This is a genomic window from Aquimarina sp. EL_43, assembly GCF_943422735.1.
In the GTDB taxonomy this organism is placed as follows: domain Bacteria; phylum Bacteroidota; class Bacteroidia; order Flavobacteriales; family Flavobacteriaceae; genus Aquimarina; species Aquimarina megaterium.
This window is the reverse complement of sequence record NZ_CALSBR010000001.1, coordinates 702,889-715,188: the sequence shown is the minus strand read 5'-3', so window position 1 is coordinate 715,188 and position 12,300 is coordinate 702,889. Positions and strand designations below refer to the sequence as shown.

Annotated in this window: 8 protein-coding genes; 7 read left to right on the top strand and 1 reads right to left on the bottom strand. The window is 33.5% G+C overall.

Annotated elements, in window-relative coordinates; genetic code table 11:
- Positions 1-308: 308 nt before the first annotated feature.
- The gene (locus NNL09_RS03280; protein WP_025663008.1) at positions 309-587 is read right to left on the bottom strand and encodes a hypothetical protein; all 279 of its coding nucleotides are present in this window, start codon (positions 585-587) and stop codon (positions 309-311) included.
- Positions 588-897: 310 nt separating this feature from the next.
- Here NNL09_RS03280 and NNL09_RS03275 point away from each other — a divergent pair, with 310 nt between their 5' ends.
- The 7 genes from NNL09_RS03275 to NNL09_RS03245 all read left to right on the top strand — a co-directional run bounded on the left by NNL09_RS03275 (position 898) and on the right by NNL09_RS03245 (position 12,244).
- Positions 898-1,626, top strand: coding sequence for a S24 family peptidase (locus NNL09_RS03275; protein ID WP_025663007.1), 729 nt, complete (start codon positions 898-900; stop codon positions 1,624-1,626).
- 408 nt (positions 1,627-2,034) lie between these two features.
- On the top strand, positions 2,035-5,244 hold the full coding sequence (locus tag NNL09_RS03270) for a SusC/RagA family TonB-linked outer membrane protein (RefSeq protein WP_196909106.1): 3,210 nt from the start codon (positions 2,035-2,037) through the stop codon (positions 5,242-5,244).
- A gap of 10 nt (positions 5,245-5,254) precedes the next feature.
- A complete protein-coding gene (locus NNL09_RS03265) occupies positions 5,255-6,691 on the top strand; it encodes a SusD/RagB family nutrient-binding outer membrane lipoprotein (protein WP_196909105.1) in 1,437 nt (478 codons plus the stop codon).
- Positions 6,692-6,842: 151 nt separating this feature from the next.
- Positions 6,843-7,946: an alkaline phosphatase family protein gene (locus tag NNL09_RS03260; RefSeq protein WP_196909104.1), complete on the top strand. Its 1,104-nt coding sequence runs from the start codon at positions 6,843-6,845 to the stop codon at positions 7,944-7,946.
- Positions 7,947-8,190: 244 nt separating this feature from the next.
- Positions 8,191-9,021: a DUF5694 domain-containing protein gene (locus NNL09_RS03255; protein ID WP_196909103.1), complete on the top strand. Its 831-nt coding sequence runs from the start codon at positions 8,191-8,193 to the stop codon at positions 9,019-9,021.
- 376 nt (positions 9,022-9,397) lie between these two features.
- Positions 9,398-10,900 carry an aspartate aminotransferase family protein gene (locus tag NNL09_RS03250; RefSeq protein ID WP_196909102.1) on the top strand — a complete coding sequence of 501 codons (1,503 nt, stop codon included), beginning with the start codon at positions 9,398-9,400 and terminating at the stop codon, positions 10,898-10,900.
- A gap of 12 nt (positions 10,901-10,912) precedes the next feature.
- The gene (locus NNL09_RS03245) at positions 10,913-12,244 is read left to right on the top strand and encodes a lysine N(6)-hydroxylase/L-ornithine N(5)-oxygenase family protein (RefSeq protein ID WP_196909101.1); all 1,332 of its coding nucleotides are present in this window, start codon (positions 10,913-10,915) and stop codon (positions 12,242-12,244) included.
- Positions 12,245-12,300: the final 56 nt, after the last annotated feature.

The window sequence follows — 12,300 nt, the reverse complement described above, 5'->3', positions numbered from 1 at the left end:
TATAAACCCGTGTTTTTTAGGAGTTTACAGTGGTGTTTTTGAAGTTTACAGCAAGGGTTTTACCATAAAAAAGAAGAGAAAAAATGATGGTTGTTGCTTAAAATCAGAAAGTTTACAATTATACTTGATAAGAGAGAGTACTTTTCTTAAAAGTGAAATAATCATGACAGAAATTAACAATCTGTCATCAAAAATTAGGCATTTATAAACTGAAAAAGATAAGTTGAAAAAAATGGGTTTGATTATACATTATTAAAATGTGTCAAAATATGCAATCTATGTGGCCATGAGACTTACTTACCCAAGGATCACATAACTGATGTTAGATGGGATTGGGTATTAGAATTTTGTTCTTTTGAGTAGAACCCGAACTTAAAACCTACGTCTTCTACATATACATAACTTTGTATAGAAACATCATAATTAATAGGCGCATTTAATTCTTTCATGAGATCTATAATACGGTATAGTTTTGTTTTTGAAATCCCCAGACGAGATGCCAATTGTTCTGGTGATCCGGTAGCTTGTAAACGAGTGAGTTGATCTATTCGTTCTATAGTTTTAATGTGTTTAATAATAATACCCATAACTTATTTTTCTTTTATGATTACTGTTTTTAATACACTTTTATTCTGATCTATGATAAGCTTTTAGCTTATCTTAAGATTCAAAATTTTCAACTTCTTTAATAGAATAGTATGGAGTATAATTCAATTTGATAGGACTTAATAGAGGTGAGAATTTCTTTTTGTTCATTTTTTTGTATATTTGTTTGTGAGCAATACAAATATAGTTTAAAATATTGAACTAAACAAATTAAAGGTTTAATATTTTGATTTAATTGAAGTGTATGATATACTTTTAAATTGTAAAGTTTATAATATTAACTTTTTGAATATGGATTTACAAAAGATTAAAGAAATAGCAGACGAAAAAGGTAAGTTAATCAAGGATTTGATTGAAGAAACGGGGATTAAGAAAGGAACTCTTTTCAATTATATGAAAGGAAAAACAGCTATTACTTTAGAAGCTTTTCTAAAAATATCGGATGTTTTAAAAGTTCCGCCTTTAGAATTATTGGCTGTGGTTCAAAATATTAAACTTAACAATGATGCAGCCGAAATGATTCATGGTATGGAGCCTACTAATGATACCGGGCAGGTCCAATCAAACTCTATTAATGTTATGATGGTTCCTTTGGTAAATCAATATGCATATGCAGGGTATTTAAGTGGTTTTGAAAATGAAGGTTATGTAGGAGAATTACCAAAAATGCCTTATCTGGCAGATAGGCAATATAAAGGTAATTATGTGTTTTTTGAGGTAAAAGGAGATTCGATGGATAATGGTAGTTATGAAAGTTATCTTGAAGGTGATCTTATCCTTTGTCGAGACGTGAGACAGGATTTTTGGAGTAGTAAATTGCATATTAATAAATGGGATTTTGTAATCGTGCATAAAGAAGAAGGTATTCTTTTAAAAAGAATTATTGAGCATGATGTTGAAAAAGGAATACTAACCCTTCATTCTTTAAATGATTATTATGATGATATTGAAGTGCATCTAAAAGACGTTGCCAAAATTTTTAATGTTGTCGATGTAAGAAGACATAGAAATCGACGATAATTATAAACTTTTTTAAAGAAGTAGGTATACAAATGTTATATACCTGTAATTTTTAAAACTACTCTGTCTACAAAATATTGATCTTTTACGACAACGTATTCATTCCTCAGTAAAACTTCACCTTTTTTAGCGCTGCACAATTTCAATTAATAACCAAGACTCTTCCTTTAGATTGATTCATACTTCATTCTAAACAGCTATTTTTTTTTGAAGTAATTTTTTAAGAAAGAACACTTCATTCCTTAAAACTAGAAATCGAGGTTAAATTAAGTTAATCTTTTTAACGTTAGGTTTACGATTTGTCATTATTATAGTAATGATTAAATAACGTTTCTATTTTACTAATATTAAAATTTATATACAATTTTGGCTGGTAAATTTAGTATTAGTAAAATTTAAACTTAACAAATGAAAAGTTCATTAACACTTTTTTCAGTATTATTTTACTTTTTTTCTACGGTAGTCAGCGGTCAGGAATCTAGTATTAAGGGAATAATTACAGACGGTCAAACCCCGCTTCCCGGAGCAAATGTTATGCTTCAGGAAACTCAAAAAGGGGTGGTAACAGATTTTGATGGTAATTTTGAAATCATTGGAATTCAGGAAGGACAATACAGTATTGCTATTTCTTATCTTGGTTTTGAAGATAAGATGATTTCAATAACGATACATCCAGGAGAAATTAAAAATTTAGGAAGTATTGAACTCGTTGCTTCTGCAGAAGCACTGGATGAAGTTGTAGTCACAGCTTTGGGTATAGAGAAAGAAAAAAAACGATTAGGGTACTCGGTGCAAGAAGTGCAGGGGGATCAACTTACAACGGCTAGAGAAACGAATGTTACGAACTCATTAGCTGGTCGTGCAGCTGGGGTTCAAATAACAGGAGGAGGATCGGGTGTAGGATCAACCTCATTAATTACAATACGTGGAGAAGGTTCTCTTATTCCGGGAAATAATTCTCCTTTGTTTGTGGTAGATGGTATTCCGATAAGTAATCGTACTATTAGCAATCGAGCCGAAGGAAATCTCGAAACAGATTATGGTAATGGAGCACAGGATATTAATCCCGATGATGTTAAATCTGTCTCTATTCTTAAAGGACCTAATGCAACAGCTCTTTACGGATCTCGTGGATTAAACGGAGTCGTTTTAATTACTACGAAATCTGCCGAAAGAACAAAAGGATTAGGGGTTAGTTTTACTCAAAATGTAACTTTTGAAAATGCATTACGAATACCAAAATATCAAAACCAATACGGTCAGGGAGCAGGAGGAGAATTTGCATTTCTTGATGGATTTGGAGGCGGTGTTAATGATAATATTGATGAGAGCTGGGGACCGCGTTTAAATGGTCAATTAATTCCTCAACATGATAGTCCAACAACTAGTGGTTTTAGAGCAGGAGATTTTGCAGTAAGACCAAGAAATCCCGATGGTACTTTTGCAGATGAAATTATTGCTACACCATGGAAATCTAATCCCAATAATATCGAAGATTTTTTCAGAACAGGATCAACGATAACTACAAACCTGGCTTTAACTGGGGGTAATGAATTTGGGAATTTAAGACTTTCTTTAACCAATTTAGAAAGTGAAGGCATTCTTCCAAATACAGATTATGACAGAAGAACATATGCATTAAATGGCTCTTATAATCTAACAAAATGGTTAAAGGTTTCTTCATCGGTTAACTATGTTAATAGTAAAAGTAATAATAGACCAAATAACTCTTATGGTACAGAGAATATCATGTATTTATGGGTTTGGTTTGGGCGTCAGATAGATATGAATTCTCTTCGAAACTATTGGCAACCCGGCTTAGAAGGGAGACAGCAGTTTAATTATAACTATAACTGGCACGATAATCCATTTTTTACATTGAATGAAAATACTAATGGGTTTGATAAAAATCGAATTTTTGGTAATGCCAGAGTAGATATAGATATCACACCTAGTTTATCTCTTATGTTGCGTACAGGTGTCGATTATTTTAGTGAACTACGCGCCAGTAGACGTGCCTATAGTACGCAACGATTTGCAAAAGGGCAGTATCGTGAAGATGATATTTTCTTTAAAGAGCAGAACACCGATTTTCTCCTGCAGTATAATAAAGCACTAAATGAAGATTTTACAATGGGATTATCATTGGGAGGTAATACCAGAGAAGAAGAAAACCGATATAAACGAATTAGTGCAAACTCGTTATCAGTTCCCGGGATTTATAATTTTGAAAATTCGGCAGAACCATTGTCAAAAACACAATTTAACGATACCCGTAAAATCAATTCATTATATGCATTTGCGAACTTTTCGTATAAAAACTTCCTTTTTCTGGATATCACAGGTAGAAATGATTGGTCCAGTACGTTACCAAAAGACAATAACTCATATTTCTATCCATCAGTAGGTCTTAGTGCTATCGTGTCTGATATGGTAGAGTTGCCAGAGATGTTTTCTTTTGTAAAACTTCGTGGTGGTTGGGCTGTCGTTGGTAATGATACCGATCCCTATGCCCTTAGAAATACATTCTCATTTAATGAGCCTTTTGGGAATTTTCAACGAGTGAGTGCATCGGATATATTGCGCAACGAAAATTTGAAACCAGAAGAAGCTTCATCGACCGAAGTTGGGGCAGATATCCGATTTTTTAATAATCGCCTGGGATTTGATGTAACCTATTATAAATCTATTGTAAAAAATCAAATTCTGACCTTACCTGTATCGAATACATCAGGATTTGGATCAAGGATTATTAATGCAGGTGAAATTGAAAATACAGGATTCGAGGTTGTATTGAATGCCAAACCTATTAAAAGTGAAGGTGGGTTTACATGGGAAACCAATGTTAACTTTACTAGTGCACGTGGTGAAGTAAAATCTTTAATTGATGATTTAGATACTTATGAGATATCCTCTAATTATGTTAATGTATTAGCTCAGGTCGGAGGTAGAATGGGAGATATTTATGGTACAGGTCTGGTAACAGTAGATGATCCTAACAGTCAGTTTTTTGGCCAGGTAGTGCATAATGAAGATGGCTTTTCTGTACGAGATCCAAACTTAAAGAAATTAGGAAATTATAATCCCGATTTTACTGTGGGTTGGCAGAATACTTTTACGTATAAAGGATTTAATTTCGGGTTCTTGTTTGATTGGAGACAGGGAGGAGAAATTATGTCTAGAACAACCCTTATTGGTGGTACTTCGGGAATGATGGATTTTACAGCTGTAGGAAGAGAAACAGGAATTATCTCAGAAGGGGTTATCCAAAATGCAGATGGAAGTTATAGACCAAATGATGTAGTGCTTTCGGGACGAGATTATTATTGGTGGCGCTATAATCGTGGTAACGAAGAAATAGGAATATTTGATGCCTCTTTCTTAAAACTACGAGAAGTGCGTTTGGGATATAATTTCCCTCAAAAAATCCTCAAGAAAACGATAATTAAGAGCTTGTCGTTGTCATTGGTAGGTAGAAATTTAGCATTATGGACAGAAAACCCTCATTTTGACCCAGAGACGATCTCTTTTAATGGAGGAACCATCGTACCAGGAGTTGAAGATATGGCATTACCAAGCTCTAGAAGCTATGGGATTAATCTAAATGTAACTTTCTAAAGCAATAAAGATGAAAAAATATATAATAGTAACACTAGCAATATTAGTATCAGTGCTATCCTGTACTAATGATTTTGAAGAAACGAACGCTAACCCTAATCAACCCGAAGAAGTAAGTTCAGATTTATTAATATCTACAGTTATCTCTACTGTAGCTAATAGAGCAGCACAATCTGGATGGGATAGAGGTAATATTGTAGGTCAGTTAACTGCAAAGATCAATTTTACAGGTTTTGACCGTTATGAATGGGGATCAGAATCTGGATTATGGAATGAATACTACGGGATTCTCCCAGAAATTGACCTTATTTTGAAGACTTCACTACAAAAAGAAACCAGAAATACAAGTTATGAAGGGATGGCATTAATCCTTAGGTCTTATGTCTTTTCTATTCTAACAGATAATTGGGGAAATGTTCCTTTTTCAGAAGCGATAGATGGCCAAAATAATAACTTTACTCCTAAATATGATAGTCAACAAGAGATTTATACTGCAATTCTTCTGGATTTAAAAAAAGCAGAAGAACAATTGGCAATAGGACAGCCTATTCTTGGTGGCGATGTTTTATATGGAGGCGACCTCGAAAAATGGAGAAAGCTGGCAAACTCTTTAAGGCTACGTTATCTATTAAGAATTTCGAACAAAGTAGATGTTTCTTCAGAAATGAAAGAGATAGTAGATAGCGGCATTTTTATAGCTACCAATGCCGATAATGCTGTAGTACCCTATCCAGCGACAACACAAATAGATTCATGGCCTATAAGTACAGGTAGAATTGGGGGATTTGATGAACACCGACTTAGTGAAACCAGTGAGGCCGTTTTGAAACAATTTAATGACCAGCGTCTATCAAAGTGGTTTCAGCCGACAGATAACCCAGATGATGATCCTAATCTTTTTGTAGGGTTAACTAATGGATTAAGTGAAGATAATGCATCAACATTTAATGGTGGAGCCAGTAACGTATCCAGAATAAATCAATCCTTTTTTTATGATTCTCCAAATAGTGTAAAAGCAGCAATCATACAAGCAGCCGAAGTTCATTTCATCATTGCAGAAGCTGCACAACGAGGTTGGATCACTGCAGATGCTAAAACATCATATGAAAATGGTGTGAGATTATCTTTTGAATATTGGGAGGTTAATCAAGATATCAATACTTATCTTGCACAAATTGGTGTGGCATATGATGATAAGTTAGAAACCATAATCACTCAAAAATGGTTAGCATCATTTTTGGTTGGTTTTGAAGCCTGGTATGATTTCAGAAGAACGGGATTACCCTCGGCAATTGTTCCGGGGCCAGACAATGTAAATGGTGATCGTGTACCCGTACGTTTTTTATATCCTGATAGTGAACAAACACTTAATAATGAGAGCTACGAGCAGGCAGTTTCCCAAATGGGAGGCAACGATATTAATATAAAAGGCTGGTGGGAAAACTAATGATCACCAGGTTTTAAGGTAATGATATCATGTTTAAAGCATAGTAAATAAGAAAATAACAGATGGAATAAGCATAACTAAGAGAGGTAATACCAGTCAAAATGATTAGTATGCGATTCCATCTGATTTCTAAAATAATACATATAAACAGATGAAAAAAAATATAATCTTTATAGTTTTTCTTGCTTTGCATTTGTTTGCAGTTAATGGCAATGCGCAAAAAGAAAATTCGCCAAAAGTAATCTTGATCACTTTAGATGGGTTACGTTGGCAAGAACTTTATACAGGTGCCGATTCTCTATTAGTAACAAATAAGACGTATGTAAATGATACTACAAAGTTAAAAGCAGATTTTTGGAGATCAAAAGCAAAAGATCGAAGAGAAGCTCTGATGCCATTTTTTTGGAAAAAAATCACTGCTATGGGTCAACTACACGGAAATAGAAACGCAGGAAGTAAAGTTGATCTAACAAACAATATGTGGTTTTCATATCCGGGATACAATGAGATTTTAACCGGGGTTGCTGATGATAAAAATATCAATAGTAATAAAAAGATAAATAACCCAAATAAAACAGTATTGGAAATAACAAATAATCTACCAAGTTATAAAGGAAAAGTAGCTGCCTTTGGAAGCTGGGATGTATTTCCGTATATCGTAAATGAAGATCGTTCTGGGGTTCCTGTTAATGCAGGTTTTGAAGCTGCAACAGGAAATGATCTTAATCAAAGAGAGGTATTTTTAAACCAGCTGCAGGATCAGATTCCGAGTCCTTGGGGTACGGTTCGTTTAGATGCTTTTACACATCATTATGCAGTAGAGTATATGAAGAAAAACCATCCCGACTTGGTGTATATTGCATATGGTGAAACAGATGATTTTGCTCATGATGGAGATTATGAAGCCTACCTAAAAGCTGCTCATAATACAGATGGTATGATAAAAGAATTATGGGAGTTTACACAGCAGGATGCATATTATAAAGATAATACTGTCTTTATTATCTCTACAGATCATGGTCGAGGAACAGATCCTCTGGATACCTGGAAGAGCCATGGAACAAAGATAAAAGATGCAGGGCAGGTATGGATTGTTGCTTTTGGAAAAGGAATAACAACTCTTGGAGAAGTAAAAAATACCGAACAATTATATAGCAACCAAATAGCAGCTACTGTTGCTGCGGTTATGGGAAATGTATATTCTGTTAAAAATGCAGGGAAACCAATTGAGAGTATCGTGAAATCAAAAAAATAATCACTTCTTAGTCAAAAGAGATAGTAGATAAACTCTCACAAAATGCTCGTTACTTATTCCTATATAAGCAAATGAATAATTATCAATGCATTTTGTGAGAGCTTACTTGTGTTTTAAGGAATATTCAAAATTTTTATTTCAAAAAACAGTCATTGCTTATCATTCTTTGATTGCTATTTATCATTCTTCTCTTTTTTTGTAACAACTTGGGTAAATTAACATCTTTACTATAAACGTGTTACTAATGAATCCTAAAAACCTGTTTTCTGTACTAGTATTCTCTGTTATTTTATCATTTCTGTCATGTGAGAAAACTAAACGATTAGAATCGTCTAAAGAAAAAATAAAATCACCTAGTATTGCTTTATTTGGTACATTCCATTTTGCCACTACTTCAGATTATTCATCGATGGATCTTGATGATTTTAGGTCGACTAAAAGGCAAAAAGAAATTCGTTTGTTAATAGAAGCACTTAAAACATACAGGCCAACAAAAATTATGGTCGAATATCCTTACAGAAAAGAGGATAAACTCAATGATGATTATAAAGAATATCTCAATGGTATATATACGCTAAGTATTAATGAAATTGACCAATTAGGTTTTCGTCTTGCCAAAGAGTTAGGGCACCAAAAGCTTTATTGTATAGATCAAAAAATGTCACTTCCTTTTGGGCCATTGTCGAAATATGCAGAAGAATATGAAAAGCAAAAGTTTGAAACTTTCTTATCAAGTATCAAAGAAAATGATCAAGAAGATTCTAAGCGTTTAAAAAAGTCAACACTATTAGAATACTTTGCGTATAAAAACTCAAATGAAGAAGATTTAAAAAATAAGAATCAATATTTAAAAGGAACTGCCCAGTTTGTTTCCGATTCGACTTATATTGGAGTACAGTTTGTTTCAAAATGGTGGGAACGTAATTTTCATATTATGGCTAATATTGATATGCAAACTCAAAAAGATGATAGACTTTTAGTTATTATAGGAGGAGCTCATCGAGCAGTTTTGAAAGATTTTTATGAGGATAGAGAAGATGTTAGATATGTTGAAATTTCAGACTATTTAAACTAGAGAGTGGCTTAGAATCTAGGTCATTACTACATGTTATATACCGAAATACAGTTTTTAGAATACTTCGATCTAAGCAATGGTATATAGAGACAGGTAAAGTATAAACAATTTTAAAGATTATTTAAACGGTTTAATATCAAAGGTGTAGATTGTGAAAGGTTGAGCTTTTTAGCATTCAAACCATAATTATTTAAGAGTTAAAAATGTTTAAACTGTCTTGGTATTTATTTGAAAAATTTTAAAATAATATAAGATATGTGTTAAGTAACACCTAGTTAAATATTCACGTCATTTTTTATCCAATTTCCGTCATTTAGTTATTTCAATTGATACTTAATTTTGCGTTATAATTTATTTAGATTAAATAAAAATAATAATGTTGGATACTCAAATTACCCTTAAACCTGACCTCGCGATTGACTATCTTTTTGACGCTCATTCTAAACATGAATATGAAGAATATATCCAAAAAGCTGTTCAGTATATTAAAACCTTTTTAGATAATGACTGTTTTTATAGTGGAGAATCTGCAGAAATGCTTAAGTCTCGCAAAGAAGGAATTTCAGTAAATTCACAAACTAATTTATCTTTGGATCAGGCATTGCGAGAGATTAAAGATGTATTTCTTGATCATGCCATTTCTTTTCATCATCCTCATTATGTAGCGCATCTTAATTGCCCCGTTTTATTACCGGCATTGGTAGGAGATTTAATAGCTTCATCTGTTAACACAGCGATTGAAACCTGGGATCAAAGTACGTCTGCTACTTTAATAGAAAAAGAGATGATTCGTTGGATTTGTAATGAAATGAATTTTCCTGCAGAATCAGATGGTGTTTTTACCAGCGGAGGTACACAATCCAATTTTAAGGCACTTTTGATGGCGCGAGATCATTACGCATTTACACATTATGGAATCAACCTAAAAGAGAATGGGTGGTCTGATGAGGTTAGTAAGTTTCGTATTTTTTGTTCAAATAAAGCACATTTCAGTATCAAAAAAAATGCAGCTTTATTAGGTATGGGATATGATGCTGTAATACCTGTAGAAACAGACGATAAGATGAAAATGAAAGTAGATGCTCTGGTACAGGCTATAGAAAAAGAAAAACAACGAGGTAATATACCAATTGCTATAGTCGCTACAGCTGGGACAACAGATTTTGGAAGTTTTGATCCTTTGCAAACGATCTCTAAAATTGCAAATGAGTATAATATCTGGTTTCATGTAGATGGAGCATACGGAGGATGTTATGTGCTAACCGATACCCATAAACATATGTTTAATGGCGTAGAATATGCCGATTCGATGACAGTCGATTTTCATAAAACTTTGTTTCAACCAGTATGCTCTAGTGCCTTCCTGGTTAGAGACACAAAGTATTTTAAATATATTTCTTACTATGCAGATTATCTTAATCCTATAGAAAACAGGGATGAAGAACATCCGGATTTGATTGAAAAATCTATTCAGACTACTCGGCGATTCGATGCTTTAAAGCTATGGTTTACTTTAAAAGTAACCGGAGCTAAAAATTTGGGAGGATTTCTAGAAAGAGTACACCATCTAGCCCGTGAAGTTTATTACATCATTAAGGATGATATCTATTTTGAAGTAGCGCACAAACCAGAACTAAGCACTCTTGTATTTCGGTTTAAGATTCCTGGTGTATCTGATGAAAAAATCTTGGATACTGTGAATCTAGATATTAAAAATACGCTTTTTAATGCGGGTAAAGCTTCTGTAGCCAGCACTAAACTAAATGGTAAAACCTACCTAAAATTCACCTTGTTAAATCCGAGAACGACAAAAGAAGACCTTATAGAGGTTGTTAAAATGATCAAAGAACAAGGGCTAATCTATGCCACAAATAATTAAAATAATACGATGATGAGTGATACTAAAATAATAGATTTTGTAGCGGTAGGAATTGGTCCTTTTAACCTGGGACTAGCTTGTTTAACCGAACCTATTGATGGGTTAGAAGGGGTTTTTTTAGACAAAAGCTCTAAGTTTGACTGGCACCCTGGGATGTTACTTCAAGATACAACATTACAGATTCCGTTTATGGCAGATTTGGTAACTCTGGCAGATCCTACCAGCCCATTTAGTTTTTTGAATTATATCAAAAAACAAGGACGCATGTATTCCTTCTATATAAAAGAAAATTTCTTACTACTTCGTAATGAATACAATCAATATTGCCAGTGGGTAATAGAAAAACTGCCTAACTTGTTTTTTAATACTGAAGTAACTCATATACAATATGATGAAAAAGAAGAGTATTATGTTGTTACCTCAAAATGTACACAGACCGATGACTTAAAAATATACAAAGCAAGAAAACTGGTTTTAGGTACAGGGACTCAACCTTATGTTCCGGGATGTTGCAGGCAATTAGAAGGAAAAGCATTTCACTCTTCATCATATCTAAAGAGTAAAGCAGTAGTACAATCCAAAAAATCTATTACCATTTTAGGTAGCGGGCAAAGTGCAGCAGAGATTTTTTATGACCTTTTACAAGATATTGAAACAAAGGGATATCAATTAAACTGGATTACCAGATCTCCAAGGTTCTTTCCATTAGAGTATTCTAAATTAACTCTAGAGATGACTTCGCCAGAGTATGTAGATTACTTCTATAATCTGCCACAGAATAAAAAGGATCATTTAATTCAAAATCAAAAACATCTCTATAAAGGAATTAATCAAGATCTAATTGCAGATATCTATGATCTAATCTATACCAAGCAGTTGACTAATGATGTTAAGATATCATTGCGTACTAATTCTGAATTGACCACTGCAGCGTATAATGAAAATCACGATACTTTTGATCTCGAATTACACCAAATTGAACAAGATAAACAATACCGACACCAAACAGAGGCATTGATACTAGCAACTGGCTATACCTATCAGAAACCAGAATTTATAGAAGGTATAGCAGATCGGGTTAAGTGGGATGATAAAAACCGATATGATGTACATCGCAATTATAGTATCGATAAGCAAGGTAAGGACATCTACGTACAAAATGTAGAATTGCACACCCATGGGTTCGTAACTCCAGATTTAGGAATGGCTTGCTATCGCAATTCTTTTATCATTAAAGAACTAACAGGAAAAGAGCATTATCCGATAGAAAAACGTATTGCTTTTCAACAATTTGAAGTGACTCGGGAAGAAGAAATTAGTATAGAGGAACCTGTTTTAAGGTAAACCATAATCAGACTTCACAGGTCTTAAAGACCTGTGAGGTCTATAAATTGTAACCC